The organism is Shouchella oshimensis, from assembly GCF_004375095.1.
GTDB classification, from domain to species: domain Bacteria; phylum Bacillota; class Bacilli; order Bacillales; family Bacillaceae_D; genus Shouchella; species Shouchella oshimensis.
The window spans coordinates 959790-976598 of the sequence record NZ_SNUX01000001.1 but is presented as its reverse complement, the minus strand read 5'-3'; the positions used below and the strand labels follow the sequence as shown (position 1 = coordinate 976598).

The following is a 16809-nucleotide window of genomic DNA, read 5'->3' as shown; positions in this document are numbered from 1 at the left end:
AATATACTGCTCCAGATAGGGTAGTTAGGAGAGTGGCCTACTATGACGAATAAAAAGAAGATTTGCTTTATAACGTGCGTCAATGATGAAGTGCTTTACCAGCGTTCTGTTAGCCACATTGACATGTTGTATTTACCTAGAGGCTATACAGTTGAAAAAATTGCCATTCGGAATGCGAAAAGCATGACCAGTGGCTATAATGAGGCCCTTCAACAGTCGAATGCAAAGTACAAAGTGTATCTTCACCAAGATACAATGATTATTAATCGGATGTTTCTTCATGATTTACTGTTTCTGTTTGAAAACCACCCGAATTTAGGAATGTTTGGCGTGATTGGCGCGAAAGAATTACCGGAAAATAGCGTCTGGTGGGAAAGTGAACAGAAAGCAGGCAAAATCTTAGAAAAACGTGATACGTATGGTTATTTATCATTTATTGAGGCTGATTATGCATTTCAAAGCGCAGCAGTTATTGATGGAGTGATGATGGCAACTCAATATGACCTGCCATGGCAAGAGCAGTTCGATGGCTGGCATTTTTACGATGTTAGCCAAAGTGTGCTTTTTGAGCACAATGGTTATGAAGTAGGCATTGCACACCAACCACACCCATGGATTATGCACGAATGTGGAGAAGAATTCGACACTTTTGCTTATACCACCTATGTTCATCAATTTCATTTATGGAAAAACACACTTTCGAATTAAATGGGCGAAAGTGTGTTTTTGTGTTGAGTTTTTCAATAAACATATATGAAATACAAGATGAATACGATAGTCAGTGGAGGTGTTGCAGGTGGAACGGAAGCCGAAAAGACCAAATCGTAAAGCAGAGCAAGTCGAACAGTTTTCTCGAAATAATTACAATAAACCATTAACAACAAACCAGGGCATTAGCATTGCAAATGATGAGAATACATTGAAAGCAGGTGAGCGGGGACCTAGTTTACTTGAAGACTTTATGATGCGGGAAAAGTTATCTCATTTTGATCGCGAACGGATACCGGAGAGGGTTGTTCATGCAAGGGGCTACGGCGCATATGGTACGTTTCGTGTGTATGAATCCCAAAAAGCACTGACAAAAGCTCATTTCTTGCAAGATCCTAGCTTAGAAACGCCTGTTTTTCTTCGGTTTTCTGAAGTGGCTGGTTCAAAAGGAGCTGCAGAAACCGTGCGAGATGTGCGTGGTTTTGCATTGAAATTTTACACGGAAGAAGGAAATTTCGACTTAGTTGGCAATAATATTCCTGTTTTTTTTATTCAAGATGGCGTTAAATTCCCAGACTTAATCCATGCGGTCAAACCAGAGCCGAATAATGAAATTCCACAAGCATCCACTGCACATGATAATTTTTGGGATTTTATCGCAAATAACGAAGAATCTGCTCACATGATGATGTGGATTATGAGCGATCGAACCATTCCACGCAGTTTTCGAACAATGGAAGGGTTTGGGGTACATACCTTTCGTCTTGTGAACGAGGCGGGAAAAGCACATTTTGTGAAATTCCATTGGAAGCCAAAAGCAGGTATTCACTCTCTGGTTTGGGATGAATCGCAAAAATTAAGTGGCATTGATCCTGATTTTCATCGGCGGGACTTGTGGAATATCATTGAAGCAGGTGGAGAAGCCGTTTGGGAACTAGGTATTCAAGTGATAGAGGAGAAGGATGAGTTTTCTTTTGACTTTGACATTTTGGATTCAACAAAACTGTGGCCCGAAGAAGAGGTAGCCGTGCGTATCATTGGTGAAATGCGTTTGAATCGTAATGTGGAAAATGTATTCGCTGAAACAGAACAAGTGGCCTTGCATCCAGGAAATATTGTTCCAGGGATTGATTTTACAGATGATCCGCTTTTACAAACGAGGCTGTTCTCTTATACCGACACACAGTTGTACCGTGTTGGTACGAATCATCAAGACTTGCCAATTAATCGCCCTATTTGTCCTTTCCACAATAATCAACGTGATGGGGCTATGCGTTATATCGTCGATAAAGGGAAAGTAAATTACCATAAAAATTCATTGTGGAACAACACACCTTATGAAGTGAATCCAAAGAAGGGTGGCTTCGTAACGTATCCAGAAAAAGTGAATGGAGTAAAGATTCGCAAGACAGCGAAAAGCTTCGTAAATCATTATTCACAGGCCCGATTGTTTTGGAATAGTATGAGCAGCTGGGAAAGAGACCATATAGCAAACGCATTTAGCTTTGAATTAGGAAAAGTGATGAGTAAATCTGTTCGGAAGCAAATGATTAATCAAATCGGTCGCGTAAGTACAGAACTTGCTACAGTTGTAGCCAAACAAATTGGGGTTCAACCACCAACGACAACAGAGTCTAAAGAAAGAAGGTCTTCTCCGGCTTTAAGTATGGCACACCAACCAGAATCGGTTCAATGGTTAAAAGTAGGAGTATTGTTGACAGAGGGATTCGACGGACCAGAGACAAAACGTGTTGTGGATCGATTAAAAAGTGAGGGTGTTCAAATAGAATATCTAAGTGAAAAACAGGCAAAAGTAGACGGTACGGATCAAGTCTCGTTTATTCCAGATGCGAGCTTTCTCACTGGTTCACCGTTGCTATATGATTCCATTTATGTTGCAGGAGGAAAGAACCCTGATGCGTATTCAGTTGGTCAAATGGACTATTTTATAAGAGAACAATTTATCCATTATAAGCCAATAGGAGTTGCAAAAAGTGTAGAGCCCATCTTGCGAAAACTAGGTATTGTAGGAAAAGAAGGTGTGTTGGTTAATCAGAACGAAGACTTTTTCCAACATTATCTTAGAGCTTTAGGGAAGCAACGTTTTTTTGCGCGAATATAAGAGGTGGGTTCTGTTTAGTAACAAAAAAAGCTAGGCGAACCCGAATAAACAGTACGCCTAGCTTTTGTATATTTCCCGTTATCACATTATTGATACGGTAACTGTGCTTTATCCGTTGTGTGCTGTTGAACACTTTGCTGGATTTGGGTATCTTGCGTTGGTGTTAAGCCGTAAAGTCCTTTACGGAACATTGTCTCGTAAAGAGAGCGTTGCATTTGCGAAGCCTCATTATTTGCTTGATGTATTGTTTGATAATAAGCTTCATGACTTGCTTCATGCTCTGCAATCGAATAAGACACGGTGATGTATTTCTCTGTTGAGAGCATATCGGTAATATAATCTTGATCCGTCATTGCCGATGTAGTCGGAATTTGGATTTTTGGATTCTGAAGGTTTTGCTGTTGACTCATAAAATAGCCTCCTTATTGATAAGTGGGTGGTTGATTTTGACTTTGCAACAATTGTAAAAATTGCTCATAATGACGTTGATGCATTTGGCCAGCTTGATCAATCGCTTGCTTAATCTCTTGATCTTGGCAGCTTTGTGCAAATGCATGAGCTTTTTTAGATGCTGTTAAATTCCAGGCCATCATATCGTTAATATAATTTAAATCTTTACCTGTAATGACAGCTGGAGCTTCTTGCATTCTTGTTTGAGCTGTTGGTTGTTGTTGAAAATGCTGTTGTTGTTGGTCCATCTTATACCTCCTTAAGAAATGACAATCACTGTTAGTATTTTGTAATGAGCTTGTTTTATACAAAAAATAAAGATAAAACTGTAGAAAAATGGTATTGCAAACGCTATCATTATTCGGTATAGTGAAAGAAAGCTTATGTCACGAGCGTTTTTTTTAGCTCAAAAAATGAATGAGTATTCATTCGTTTTAGTATGAGAGGAGGATGACACGAACGATGTCACGTCACATAAAAAAAACAGCTGTCATTGGATCAGGTGTTATGGGGGCAAGTATCGCCGCTCATTTAACAAATGCAGGAATTCCTGTTTTACTTCTTGATATTGTTCCAAAAGAAAAGGAAGCAGGAGGGGCATCAGCGAGTGTTGCAACCGCTGAGAAAAAACGAGCCCGTAATCACTTAGCTGATACGGCGGTTAAAAAGCTGTTAAAACAAAAGCCAGCACCACTTGCTTCAAAAAAGAATGTTGATTTAATTGAAACCGGTAATGTGGAAGATGACTTGCATCGCTTAAAGGAAGTCGATTGGATTATTGAAGTCATCGTTGAAAATCTAGGAGCGAAAAAAGAATTATTTGCAAAAATTGATCGTGTAAGAAAAGAAGGTTCCATTGTGTCATCAAATACATCTGGGATTTCAATTAAAGCAATGGCAGAGGAACGTAGTGGGGACTTCAAAGCGCATTTTCTTGGGACACACTTCTTTAACCCGCCACGTTACTTAAAACTTCTTGAAGTAATCCCGCTAGAGGAAACAAAACAGGAAGTAGTAGAGTTTGTACGTTCCTTTGCTGAACAGTCTTTAGGAAAAGGAGTAGTTGAAGCCAAAGACACACCGAATTTTATTGCAAATCGTATTGGCACGTATGGTTTACTTGTAACGGTTCATGAAATGCTTCGTGGTGGTTATTCAGTCGGTGAAGTAGATTCTGTTACGGGGACGCTAATAGGTCGTCCTAAAAGTGCGACGTTTCGGACGTTAGATGTTGTTGGTTTAGATACATTTTTACATGTAGCAAAAAATGTTCACGATGTTGCAACAGGGGATGAGCAGAGGATGTTCGATCCTCCTGGTTTTATGCAGGAAATGGCAACTAAAGGTTGGATTGGTGCAAAGGCAGGGCAAGGCTTCTTTCAAAAAAAAGACGGTGTTATTTATGAGCTAAATCCTGAAACAATGGAGTATCAAGAGCGAAAGAAACTAAAAGCACCTTCAATTGAAAAAACGAAAACGTTGACGTCTAAGAATCAAAAAATTCAAACCGTTGTTTTTGCTAATGATCGAGCAGGCGAATTGCTTTGGAATATTATTAGCCCAGTATTACTTTACACAGCCGAAAAAACGTATGAGATTGCCAATGACGTTCTAGCAGTAGATGAAGCCATGCGCTGGGGATTTGGCTGGAGTATGGGGCCGTACGAACTTTGGGATGCCCTAGGTTTTAGACAAACAGTTGAAAAAATGAAGAAGGAAAACCGCTCGATTCCGAGTTGGGTTGAAGACCTTTATAACAATGGCAAAGAAGGCTTTTACGAAGATGGTCAATTTCTTCATGAAGGGCAGTACACACCAATTCGTCAGCACGAAAAATATTTGTCCCTTCATCATTTAGTGAAAACGAATACAGTTTTAAAAAATACAGGTGCTTCTTTAATTGATGTTGGAGACGATGTAGCCTTATTGAAGTTCACATCTCCTAATAATTCCATTGGTCTTGATGTCATTCAAATGATTAATAAATCCATCGTAGAAGTGGAAAAGAATTTTAAAGGCCTTGTAATTGGAAATGAAAGCAAGAACTTTTGCGTTGGCGCCAATTTAATGATGATGCTAATGGAAGCACAAGATGATAACTTCTTTGAACTGGATTTAGTCGTGAAACAGTTCCAGCAAGCAACAGCGAATATTCGTTATGCCAATGTACCTGTTGTGACAGCACCTTTCCAAATGACTCTTGGAGGAGGCGCTGAAATTAGCTTACCAGCTGCAAGTATACAAGCAAGCCATGAAACTTATATGGGACTTGTGGAAGTTGGCGTAGGTCTCATCCCAGGAGGCGGCGGTAACAAAGAATTGTATCTGAGAAACATAGAGCGCTTTGGGGAAACGCCTGCTCAACTACAAAAAGCTGTACGCGAAACCTTTGAAACGATTGCAACAGCAAAAGTATCCACATCTGCTGCTGAAGCAAGGGAAAACGGGTTCATGAATCATCGGGACGGCATTGTGATGAATGATCTTTTTGTAAATGAAGAAGCGAAGCAGAAAGTGATTTCCCTTTATAACAGTGGCTATAAAGCACCAGTAAAAAAGAAAATTCCTGTTACAGGAGAAGCTGGTTACGCAACGTTAATGCTAGGGGCAGAAATGATGAAGTGGGGCGGCTATGCATCAGAACATGATTTAAAGATTGCGAAGAAGCTTGCTTTCGTCCTTTCTGGTGGTCGCTTAAAAGAAGGAACACTTGTGGATGAGCAATACTTACTTGATTTAGAACGAGAGGCTTTTCTTAGCTTGATAGGAGAGCCGAAATCGCAGCAACGTATGCAGTATATGCTTACTAAAGGAAAGCCATTACGTAATTAGGAGGGATCGTTCGTGAAAGAAGCTGTCATTGTGTCAGGTGCGCGAACGCCTGTTGGAAAAGCGAAGCGAGGTGCATTCGCCCATGTACGTTCAGATGATTTAGGAGCTACCGCAGTAAAGGAGACAATACGCAGAGCTGGCAACGTAGAACTGAATGAAATAGAAGATGTCATTATTGGTTGTGCCATGCCTGAAGCAGAACAAGGAATGAATATGGCGCGTAACTTAAGTGTGCTAGCAGGCATTCCGCAGTCGGTACCTGCTGTGACCATTAATCGCTACTGCGCATCAGGTCTTCAAACGATTGCGTACGGTGCAGAGCGTATTATGCTCGGACAAAGTAAAGTAATTGTAGCTGGTGGGGCTGAATCAATGAGTATGATTCCAATTGGTGGTCACGTAGTAAAGCCAAACCCGAAACTTATTGATGAAGCACCTGAATACTATATGTCGATGGGCTATACAGCCGAAGAGGTTGCTCGGCAATATGATATTAGTCGTTCGGACCAAGACGCATTTGCCATGGAAAGCCACCGGCGAGCAGCAATGGCGATGAAAAATGGGCATTTTGACGACGAAATAGTACCCGTCCATGTGGAAGAGCATGTACTGGGTGAAGATGGAAAAGTAAGTATACTCGATCGAATGGTTGCTTTAGATGAAGGTGTAAGAGCAGATACAACCATTGAAGGACTTGGAAAGCTAAAACCAGCGTTTCAGTTGAAAGGGACAGTTACAGCAGGAAACTCATCACAAATGAGTGATGGAGCTGCGGCCGTTTTGTTAATGGAAAAAGAAGAAGCTCATGAACGTGGACTATCACCACTTCTTGCATTTCGAAGCTTTGCAGTTGCAGGTGTAGCTCCAGAAGTTATGGGTATTGGACCGATTGAAGCAATTCCAAAAGCCGTTCGCCAAGCTGGTTTACAGTTAGAGGACATTGGTTTGTTTGAACTAAATGAGGCATTTGCTTCCCAGTCATTAGCCATTATCCGTACACTTGGTCTCGACCATAACAAAGTAAATGTAAATGGTGGCGCGATTGCACTTGGTCATCCACTTGGGTGTACAGGTACGAAACTAACTTTATCGTTAGCCCACGAAATGAAGCGAAGAGGCCAACAATTTGGTGTTGTAACCATGTGTATTGGTGGAGGAATGGGTGCTGCAGGGGTATTTGAACTTATTTAAACGCTTGAGGAGGAAATAGAGATGAGTGAAGCAACAGGGAATTTATTAAAAGGTGGTAGCTTTTTACTAGAAGATATTGATGCAACACACTATTTTGCACCGGAAGATTTTACAGAAGAGCAATTAATGATTGCACGGACTACAGAGGATTTTATTGAGAAAGATGTTAAACCGTATGTTGACGCAATTGAAAATCATGAATTCCAGCACACAACACGTTTACTTAAAAAAGCTGGTGAGCTTGGCTTACTCGGAGCGGATGTTCCTGAAGAATATGGTGGTATTGGTCTAGATAAGATTAGCTCTTCTCTTATATCCGAACGCTTTAGTCGAGTAGGGGCATTTGGTTTAAGCCATGGTGCACACGTAGGGATTGGTACACTACCGATTGTGTTCTTTGGTTCTCACGAGCAGAAGAAAAAATATTTACCCGCTCTTGCAACAGGTGAAAAATTTGCTGCCTACGCTCTAACGGAGCCAAGCTCAGGCTCAGATGCTTTAGGCGCCAAAACAACAGCGGTTTTAAACGAAGAAGGAACACATTATGTACTAAATGGAGAGAAGCAGTGGATAACAAACTCTGCCTTTGCAGATGTGTTTGTAGTGTATGCAAAAATTGATGGTGAGAAATTTACAGCTTTTATTGTTGAAAAAGAATTTGATGGCGTATCGACTGGCCCTGAAGAAAAGAAAATGGGTATTAAAGGATCATCAACACGTACACTAGTATTAGAGGATGCAACCGTTCCTGTAGAAAATGTATTAGGTGAAATTGGTCGAGGTCATATCATCGCGTTTAACATCTTAAATATTGGACGTTATAAGCTAGGTGTAGGATGTATTGGCGGTGCAAAAGTAGCGCTTGAACTTGCAGCGACTTATGCAACCGAGCGTAAACAATTTAAAACACCGATCGCATCGTTTCGTTTAATCCAAGAAAAGCTAGCGTCAATGGCGACCGAAATTTTCGCATCAGAGAGTGCCATTTATCGAACAGGCGGCTTGATTGAAGATCGGTTTGCAAGTCTTACTGAAGAAGAACAAAAAGATGGTCGTGCAGTAGCAAATGCCATTGCAGAATATGCTATTGAATGTTCTTTAAATAAATTTGATGGCTCTGAAACCCTTGATTTTGTCGCTGATGAAGCGGTTCAAATTCATGGTGGTTATGGATTTATGGCTGAGTATCAAGTAGAGCGTATTTATCGTGATTCTCGTATCAATCGAATTTTCGAGGGGACAAATGAAATTAACCGTATGCTTGTTCCTGGTACCCTCTTGCGTAAAGCAATGAAAGGGGAGCTACCGTTTCTTGAAAAGGCTACAGCGCTTCAAGAAGAATTAATGATGTTAATGCCGCAAGAAGTAGGCGATGAGCCCCTTGAACAAGAAAAGTATTTATTAGGAATGGCAAAGAAAATTTTCTTGATGATTGCTGGAACAGGTGCGCAAAAATATGGGCCTGAACTCGACAAGGAACAAGAAATTCTAGCGGTTGTTGCTGATATTGTGAACGATATTTACTCACTAGAATCTGTCATCTTACGTACTGAGAAAGCCATTCAGAAGTCTTCAATTGACGCACAAAATCAAAAATTATTAATGACTCAAGTATTTGCACAAGAAGCCATTAATCGTATTGAAGCAAATGCGAAAAAAGCACTCGTTCACGTTGAAGAGGGTGATACACTTCGCACGATGCTGTCAATGTTAAAGAAATTAACAAGACATACACCGATTAACGTCGTTGGAAAGAAGCGAGAGATTGCCAAAGCAGTCATTGCTGAAAAGAAATTCGTAGTGTAAAAATAGTAACACTTTTGAGGGTAATTCCTCAAAAAAAAAATAAATGCTCCTCTCGCAAGGAGTGTTCTCCTCAGAGAGAAGGAAGCAGCGATTCGCTGTTTCCTTTTCAATTATGGTAAAATGTCCGTGAGTAACGAAGGATACATAAGGAGGACAAAAAATGAGCGTAACATTCTATGAATACCCGAAATGTGGTACATGCCGTAATGCGAAGAAGTGGTTGGATGAACAAAGTGTTTCATATGAAGCCATTCATATTATAGACAACCCCCCTAGTGCTGAGGAGCTAAAAAAGTTACATCAAAAAAGTGGTTTAGAGCTAAAGGCATTTTTTAATACAAGTGGGAAAAAATATCGTGAGCTGGACTTGAAAAATAAGCGAGCGCATATGTCAGAGCAAGAGCAATATGAATTGTTGGCGTCCGACGGAATGTTGATTAAGCGACCAATTGTAACAGATGGAGCGAAAGTTACATTGGGATTTAAAGAAGAACAATTTGAAACAAATTGGGCTTAAGATTACGTTCAAATAAGTTCTCCTTTTCGGAACAGTTATTTTCATGTATGATGATGGGGAGACCGTAACGATGGAGGGGACGACATGAGTAAATTACCACAAGAGCTAAAGTATTCTGAGGAACACGAATGGGTAAAAACGGAAGATGGAAACGTACGAATTGGAATTACGGACTTTGCGCAATCAGAACTAGGTGATATTGTGTTTGTTGAATTACCTGAAGTAGGGGATGAAATTGAAGCAAATGAACCGTTTGGTAGTGTAGAATCAGTAAAAACTGTGTCAGAATTATATGCGCCAGTAAGCGGTAAAGTCATTGAAGTGAATGAAGACTTAGATGACTCACCAGAGTATGTGAATGAGTCACCTTACGAAAAAGCATGGATGATTGTTGTAGAGCCAGCAGATTCAAGTGAACTGGACAAGCTCATGTCTCCAAGTGAATATAGTAGCATGATTAATGAAGAAGAGTAAAAGCCTGTTTAACAGGCTTTTTTTTATTTGGCTGATCTTCCCTCGGATAGGAGCTAGCTCTCGCACATACGATAAAGGTAGGCGGAGAGGCCCAAGGAGGAATTTATGGAAAACGTAAATATCACTCAAAAAGTTGTCGCAAAGTATGACGGAGGTCGACTAAAGTTATATGTCGACGGTGCAATGATTGGGGAAGTCATTGAGACAAGTCAAGGCCTTCAACATCATATGAATTCTGGCTATATCTTTAATAATGAGCAAATCTTTCAAGCACAGAATGAAGGTTGGAATGAAGTAACTTCGTTTATTGAGGATAGTTGGCATTAAACGCTACCCTTATTAGCGGTGATTTCGTATAATTACTTAGAGAGACGAAATAACCGCTAAATGGGGACGTTGCTGTGAACATAATAACAAAGTTGTTTCATCCTTATAATCAGACTGTTCGTTCTTTTTTTCTGTCGTCACTTTGCTTTAATACAGCTATGGGTATCTTTATTGTCATGTACCCATTTTTTGTTCGAGAACTGGGTTATGGTGATCAAGTAAACGGCTCCATTATCGCTTTCCAAGCAGCGGCAACAGCAATAGCGTTGTTACCAGCTGGTATTATTGGTGACCGCTTTGGACGTAAGAACATGTTGTTAATCGGAGCGAGTATGCTAGCAGTCAGTTTTTTTATTCGATCAGTAGGTTCTGCTGAATGGGTGTTAGTAGCAGGAGCAGGTGTAACTGGATTTTTCTTCGCTTTTCTACAAGTGTCTGCTATTCCTTTATTAGCAGAGCACTCAAAGGAAAAACAACGAGTGAAGTTGTTTTCTCTCCATGCTGCGTTAATGATGGCAGCAAATGTTTTTGGGCATTTATTTGGTGGCATGATGACAGATAGTTTATTTGCTTGGACCTCGTTAACAATGCTTCAATCGATTCAAGTGACATTATTTAGTGCTTGTTTAGTAGCAGTTGTCGCATGTTTCCCTTTATTTAAGGTACGAGAATCACAAAAAATAAACAGTGTACAAAAATTAGCTAGTGCGTCATCGTACATACCAAAAAAAAGAGAATGGAAACTCATTGGTTTATTTGCTTTCTCCAGCTTACTAATTGGGTTTGGCTCAGGGCTCGTTATTCCGTATTTGAATCTCTATTTCAACGATCGATTCCATTTAAACTATTCAACAATCGGTCTTGTGTTATCGTTAGGCCAGGCTATGACCGTTTTTGCTATGCTTATTGGACCAAAAGTCGTTGACCGGGTAGGAGAGGTTCGTGCCGTTTTTTTACTACAAATGGGTTCAATTCCGTTCTTACTCATGACAGCATTTACAAATGTCATTTGGTTCGCCATTATTGGTTTTCTTTTTAGGCAAGCACTAATGAATGCTGGTAATCCAATTCAAGCAGCCCTTGTTATGAGATTAATTCATCCTCAGATGAGAGGAACGGCTAACTCAGTCACACAAATGGTGTTTCAGCTAGGTTGGGCGTTAATGGGACCAGTTTCAATGGGAATCGTAGCATTATACGGGGCGTACAAAGGCTATGCGATCGTTTTCTGTATTACTGCAACGCTTTATGTGATTGGGTCTATCTATTTTTTACTTGTGTTTCAAAAAAAGGTAGCAGAACATGAACAATTGAATACGCTGGATACGAAAAAGCAACTGGACTTATAACGATGGAGAAAGGGATTGACGGCTGATACCCATCGTGCTATGATGCCCTTATTATATTAAAAGAATAATTCTTATCCAGAGTGGTGGAGGGACTGGCCCGTTGAAACCCGGCAACCGCAAACGTAATGTTTGAAGGTGCTAAATCCTGCAAAGCCATAAGCTTTGAAAGATGAGATGATCATAGGTAAACCTTCCTGACATCTTACAGGAAGGTTTTTTTATAATTGGAGGGAATGACTTGATTTCGTTAACAGGAATCAGTAAAACATATGCGACAAAAACAACCACTGTGCATGCTGTAGATCAAGTAGATTTGCATATTAGCAAAGGGAATGTCTTTGGTATCATTGGTTATAGTGGCGCAGGAAAAAGTACACTCGTACGATTATTAAATTTATTAGAAAGACCCACTACTGGAGAGGTTCTGTTAGACGGTGTTAACTTAGCAACACTTGGAAAACAAGCGTTACGTGAAGAACGTCAAAAGATCGGTATGATCTTTCAACACTTTAATTTACTGTGGTCACGAACAGTGAAGGAAAACATTTCGTTCCCGTTAGAAGTCGCGAAAGTACCTGCGGCTGAGCGAAAAAAACGAATTGAAGAACTGATTGATCTTGTTGGGTTACGTGGACGAGAAAATAACTATCCAGCACAACTAAGTGGTGGTCAAAAGCAACGAGTTGGCATTGCACGGGCATTAGCTAATAACCCAAAAGTGTTGTTGTGTGATGAAGCAACGTCGGCACTTGATCCAAAAACAACGGATTCCATTTTAGATTTGTTAACGGATATAAATAAGAAGCTTAATTTAACCATTGTGCTTATAACTCATGAAATGCACGTTATTCAAAAAATTTGCCATGAAGTGGCTGTAATGAGTGATGGAAAGATTGTCGAGCAAGGACCTGTTATTGATGTATTTCGTCGTCCGAAAGAAGCAATGACAAAGGAATTTGTTAAGCAAGTTGCACATGTTCAATCGGATGAGCTTATGCTAGACGATGTCACCCTTTCAGAAGGTGAGCAAATCTTTGCCTTGACGTTTATCGGCAATCCAGCAGAAGATCAACTTGTGACGGAGCTAATTCGCTCTTTTCCGATCGACATTTCAATATTACAAGGAAATATATCAAAGTTACAGCAAGGCTCTTACGGTAAGTTATATTTACGAGTTGCAGGAGAACAGGAAACAATCGTGGCAGCACTAGAATGGATACGCAGTAAGCAAGTGGAAGTGGAGGTGTTGAAGCATGCTTGATCGACTCTTTCCAAATGTTGTTTGGGAAAATCTCTGGCTAGCCACCTATGAAACGGTTTATATGACTGTTATTGCGGCTGTCGCCACATTCTTTTTAGGCATTATTCTCGGTTTATTTCTTTATTTAACAGCAAAAGGAAATCCTTGGGAAAATCGCTTCTTTTATACCTTTGTCGGTGCAGTTGTTAATATCTCCCGTTCGATTCCATTTATTATCTTAATTATATTGCTTATCCCATTTACTCGTGCTGTAGTAGGAACCATGTTTGGTCCTAGTGCCGCTCTACCAGCGCTAATCATTGGTGCAGCACCTTTCTATGCGCGAATGGTAGAAATTGCGCTTCGTGAAGTTGATAAAGGAGTTGTGGAAGCATCCCAAGCAATGGGTTCATCAAATGGACATATTATTTTTAAAGTGTTGTTGCCAGAATCCATGCCTGCATTAATTTCAGGTATTACTGTAACAACGGTAGCTTTAATTGGGTATACCGCAATGGCTGGTACTATTGGTGCCGGTGGTCTTGGTACCTTAGCGTTTCAACAAGGGTTTCAACGGACAAATACGGATGTCATGATTATGGCAACGATTGTCATTTTAGCGATTGTATTTATATTCCAAATGATCGGCGATTTCTTGGTCAATCGTTTAGATAAAAGATAAAAAAAGGAGAGATTTAGAATGAAGACATTTTTAAAAACCGTAGGGATTGCAGGTGTATCATTTGCTTTAGTAGCTTGTGGATCAGGGGATGAAGACAATACAAACACAGGAGAGAATGGTGGAGACGAAGAAGAAACAACGATCCGCATTAGTGCATCCAATATTCCTCACGCTGAAATTTTGGAAGAAGCAGCGCCAATTTTAGAAGAGCAAGGAATCATTCTTGATATTCAAGTTGCTCAAGATTATATTTTACCGAATATGGGGTTGGCAGATGGCGAATTTGATGCGAATTACTTTCAACACCGCCCATATTTAGAAGATCAAATGGCTGAAAATGAAAATTTTGATTTTGCTGAAGCTGGTGCGATTCATGTAGAACCTATTGGACTTTATTCGCAAGACTACGATAACTTAAATGACATTCCAGATGGCGCGACGGTGATGATGAGTAATTCAGTCGCTGATCAAGGAAGAATCCTTTCTTTGCTTCAAGAAAACGGGTTACTCACACTTGAAGAAGGGGTTTCTGTAGATGCAACTGAAGCAGATATTGTAGAAAATCCAAAAAATCTAGTGTTTGATATGAGTCCAGATGCAGAATTCTTGCCTCAAGCGTACCAAACAAATGAAGCAGAAGTGGTGGCAATTAATTCAAACTATGCTTTAGGTGCTGACATTTCGCCAACAGAAGACTCCATTGCTATTGAAGGCGAAGATAATCCTTATGTAAACTTAATTGTTGTTCAAAGTGGAAATGAGAACGATGAAGCGATTCAAGCCCTTGTTGAGGTTTTACGATCAGATGACATTAAGTCATTTATTGAAGAGACATATAACGGAGCGGTGATTCCTGCTGAATAATAAAGTAAAGAGGCTGGGACAAAAGTAGATAGACAGACCAAAATGACGAACATTCCTGAAAATAGGAACGTTCGTCGTTTATTTTATATGAAAAGTAACGGAAGGATTCTCCTGTAGCGGTGCTACTCAGCATAGTTTAGACTATTCGTCTTTTTCAAATACTACTTTTAGTTATGTCCCAGCCGCTTTCTTTTTTATTGCTTTAGCCGTCTAATTATTTGTATGATTAGCGGGGGAAGAGGAGGAAAACCAGTGACCAAAAAGAGAGATATGCGTTTTTTATGTTATCCGTACATGCGTGAAGAAGGTAGTGTAGTTGATTTCGAAATACGCACCGATTCGCTAGCTGTGCGAATTGGACAAGCAGCAGGGTTAGTTGATTCGTATCCTAGAGAAAAAGCGCTCCTTCTGCAATTAACTGAATATGCCTATCATTTAAATGGATCTGTTCGTGGCGAGCAAGCCATTGGACAAGAAGCGTTACAGTGGTTAAGTGATGTTTATGATCAATATGAAGTTGAGGTTCGAGAAGACATTCAACAATTTTTACTACCACAAGGATCTTATGCGGCAAGTGCGCTTCACATCGCAAGAAGTGAAGCCAAGAAGTCTGTCCGGGCACTCCACTTTGTTCGTTTAGAAAGAGATGTACCAAAGATATTAATGGATTATATACACCTGCTAGCAAATGTCTTATTTCTTTTAGCTGTATACATAAACAAACAAGAAGGCGTAAACGAAATACCGTTTAAGAGTCAATCTTATCCAAAAAAAAGGGGACGAAAAGAATGAAAAAATGGCTTTATACGACAGTTGCTTTTAGTTTTGTCTTAACAGCTTGTAATGATGCTGCAAACGAAGAAAATGAGACAGGTTATACAGTGGAAGATGCACGTGGAATGGAACTAACGTTTGACGAGCCTCCTGAAACCATTATTTCTATTCTACCTAGTAACACGGAAATTATCTTCGCTTTAGGACAAGGCGATAAAGTGATTGGTGTATCGGATACAGATGTTTATCCGGAAGAAGTGACTGAAATAGAAGTTGTTGCTGAATATGAAAATCCATATGTTGAACGGATGCTTGAACTGGACCCTGATCTTATTATTGGGTATGACTATGGTTCGAATGAGATGGCACAGCTGAATGATGTCGGCTTGCCTGCCTTTGCCATTGACTCTGCACAAACGATGGATGACATTTTTGAAGATATTCAAACTATTGCTGATGTGCTTGCTGTTCCTGAAGAAGGAGAACGATTAATTACAGAAATGAAAGCAGAATTTGATAAAATCGCTGAAGCCGTTGCAGATGTTGAGAAGCGTTCCGTCTATTTTGAAATAAGTCCATCTCCAGATATTTGGACGCTAGGTGCAGGTACATTTCAACATGAGATGATTGAAATCGCTGGGTTAGAAAATGTGTTTTCGGACGTTGAAGGGTGGGCGAGTATTAGTGATGAAGAAGTGGTTGCACGAAACCCAGAACTCATTTATACATCTGTCAATTATATCGAAGATCCGCTTGAAGATATTCGCCAGCGGGATGGTTGGAGTACAATCGAAGCCATTCAACAAGATCAATTAGAGCAGATGCCACCAGATATCATGGATCGTCCAGGGCCGAGAATCGCAGAAGCAACAAGAATTTTAGCCGAAACCGCTTATCCAGAAGCGTTTCAATAAAATGTGTATGCCTTTTATGAATCCGCTCATACTACCTTTATAACAAATAAAGGAGCGAATGACGTGAACCGACAAGGACATACATCAACGGAACATCATATGATGGTTTACAAAAAAGGTGTAGGATCATTTGAAGAGAAGATGCCAATTTTTGCTGAAAAGTATAATAACTTTACAGAACAGTGTTTTAAAGAAGGGGCTATTTCAAAAAAACATAAGCAGCTAATGGCTCTTGCAATGAGTATTCATGCTCAAGATGAGTATTGCATTATTTATCATACAAAAGGATGCATCGATCACGGCTGTAGTGAAGAAGAGTTACTGGAAGCCGTATCTGTTGCAACGGCATTTGGTAGTGGGGCAGCGTTAAGTCAAGGAGCGACACTCGTTCAAGAAGCCTACCGTGAACTTGATAATCACGTACAATAAGGAAGCAAACAGTAGCATTTTTAAGATGGGGACGTTTGAATTAAATGGAACCGGGAATACGAGGAGAGAGTAGCGATTTTGCTGCTCTCTTTCTTTTGAGGAAGAAGACTTTGATTGCTATACTAGATAT

The 16809-nt window shown here is 40.1% G+C and carries 17 protein-coding genes and 1 riboswitch; of the genes, 15 read left to right on the top strand and 2 right to left on the bottom strand.

Features of this window, described 5'->3' with window-relative positions; all coding sequences use genetic code 11:
* The first annotated feature begins 42 nt into the window (after nucleotides 1-42).
* Entirely contained in the window at nucleotides 43-708 is a 666-nt protein-coding gene (locus tag E2L03_RS05105) for a glycosyltransferase family protein (protein WP_038482524.1), read from the top strand.
* 88 nt (nucleotides 709-796) lie between these two features.
* Nucleotides 797-2830, top strand: a complete 2034-nt coding sequence (locus E2L03_RS05100) for a catalase (protein ID WP_134258651.1) — start codon at nucleotides 797-799, stop codon at nucleotides 2828-2830.
* An 86-nt stretch (nucleotides 2831-2916) separates the two neighbouring features.
* On the opposite strand, the gene E2L03_RS05095 is transcribed toward E2L03_RS05100, so the two are convergent.
* Nucleotides 2917-3240 (bottom strand): spore coat protein, encoded by a 324-nt coding sequence (locus tag E2L03_RS05095; protein WP_038482518.1) that lies wholly within the window; start codon nucleotides 3238-3240, stop codon nucleotides 2917-2919.
* 12 nt (nucleotides 3241-3252) lie between these two features.
* Nucleotides 3253-3528 carry a YvdQ family spore coat protein gene (locus tag E2L03_RS05090; protein ID WP_055737505.1) on the bottom strand — a complete coding sequence of 92 codons (276 nt, stop codon included), beginning with the start codon at nucleotides 3526-3528 and terminating at the stop codon, nucleotides 3253-3255.
* A gap of 214 nt (nucleotides 3529-3742) precedes the next feature.
* Between E2L03_RS05090 and E2L03_RS05085 the strand changes: the two genes are divergently transcribed.
* The 13 genes from E2L03_RS05085 to E2L03_RS05025 all read left to right on the top strand — a co-directional run bounded on the left by E2L03_RS05085 (nucleotide 3743) and on the right by E2L03_RS05025 (nucleotide 16679).
* Nucleotides 3743-6112, top strand: a complete 2370-nt coding sequence (locus E2L03_RS05085; protein WP_134258650.1) for a 3-hydroxyacyl-CoA dehydrogenase/enoyl-CoA hydratase family protein — start codon at nucleotides 3743-3745, stop codon at nucleotides 6110-6112.
* Nucleotides 6113-6124: 12 nt separating this feature from the next.
* A complete protein-coding gene (locus tag E2L03_RS05080; protein WP_134258649.1) occupies nucleotides 6125-7303 on the top strand; it encodes an acetyl-CoA C-acetyltransferase in 1179 nt (392 codons plus the stop codon).
* Nucleotides 7304-7324: 21 nt separating this feature from the next.
* Nucleotides 7325-9109: an acyl-CoA dehydrogenase FadE gene (locus E2L03_RS05075; RefSeq protein WP_134258648.1), complete on the top strand. Its 1785-nt coding sequence runs from the start codon at nucleotides 7325-7327 to the stop codon at nucleotides 9107-9109.
* Between the two features lie 160 nt (nucleotides 9110-9269).
* Complete coding sequence (locus E2L03_RS05070) at nucleotides 9270-9626, top strand: arsenate reductase family protein (RefSeq protein ID WP_055737502.1); 357 nt, start codon at nucleotides 9270-9272, stop codon at nucleotides 9624-9626.
* Between the two features lie 84 nt (nucleotides 9627-9710).
* Nucleotides 9711-10100, top strand: coding sequence for a glycine cleavage system protein GcvH (gene gcvH / locus E2L03_RS05065; protein ID WP_038482500.1), 390 nt, complete (start codon nucleotides 9711-9713; stop codon nucleotides 10098-10100).
* 105 nt (nucleotides 10101-10205) lie between these two features.
* Nucleotides 10206-10427, top strand: a complete 222-nt coding sequence (locus E2L03_RS05060) for a DUF2553 family protein (RefSeq protein ID WP_038482497.1) — start codon at nucleotides 10206-10208, stop codon at nucleotides 10425-10427.
* 74 nt (nucleotides 10428-10501) lie between these two features.
* Nucleotides 10502-11776 carry an MFS transporter gene (locus tag E2L03_RS05055; RefSeq protein ID WP_134258647.1) on the top strand — a complete coding sequence of 425 codons (1275 nt, stop codon included), beginning with the start codon at nucleotides 10502-10504 and terminating at the stop codon, nucleotides 11774-11776.
* A 68-nt stretch (nucleotides 11777-11844) separates the two neighbouring features.
* Nucleotides 11845-11952: riboswitch (SAM riboswitch) on the top strand.
* 62 nt (nucleotides 11953-12014) lie between these two features.
* Nucleotides 12015-13037 carry a methionine ABC transporter ATP-binding protein gene (locus E2L03_RS05050; RefSeq protein WP_038482494.1) on the top strand — a complete coding sequence of 341 codons (1023 nt, stop codon included), beginning with the start codon at nucleotides 12015-12017 and terminating at the stop codon, nucleotides 13035-13037.
* Nucleotides 13030-13698 carry a methionine ABC transporter permease gene (locus tag E2L03_RS05045; protein ID WP_038482491.1) on the top strand — a complete coding sequence of 223 codons (669 nt, stop codon included), beginning with the start codon at nucleotides 13030-13032 and terminating at the stop codon, nucleotides 13696-13698. Before E2L03_RS05050 ends, E2L03_RS05045 begins: the two co-directional genes overlap by 8 nt.
* Before the next feature lie 18 nt (nucleotides 13699-13716).
* Entirely contained in the window at nucleotides 13717-14562 is an 846-nt protein-coding gene (locus E2L03_RS05040; protein ID WP_038482488.1) for a MetQ/NlpA family ABC transporter substrate-binding protein, read from the top strand.
* Nucleotides 14563-14814: 252 nt separating this feature from the next.
* The gene (locus E2L03_RS05035) at nucleotides 14815-15354 is read left to right on the top strand and encodes a cobalamin adenosyltransferase family protein (protein WP_367613684.1); all 540 of its coding nucleotides are present in this window, start codon (nucleotides 14815-14817) and stop codon (nucleotides 15352-15354) included.
* Nucleotides 15351-16250 carry an ABC transporter substrate-binding protein gene (locus E2L03_RS05030; protein ID WP_038482484.1) on the top strand — a complete coding sequence of 300 codons (900 nt, stop codon included), beginning with the start codon at nucleotides 15351-15353 and terminating at the stop codon, nucleotides 16248-16250. Before E2L03_RS05035 ends, E2L03_RS05030 begins: the two co-directional genes overlap by 4 nt.
* A gap of 63 nt (nucleotides 16251-16313) precedes the next feature.
* The gene (locus E2L03_RS05025; RefSeq protein ID WP_038482481.1) at nucleotides 16314-16679 is read left to right on the top strand and encodes a carboxymuconolactone decarboxylase family protein; all 366 of its coding nucleotides are present in this window, start codon (nucleotides 16314-16316) and stop codon (nucleotides 16677-16679) included.
* Nucleotides 16680-16809 lie beyond the last annotated feature (130 nt).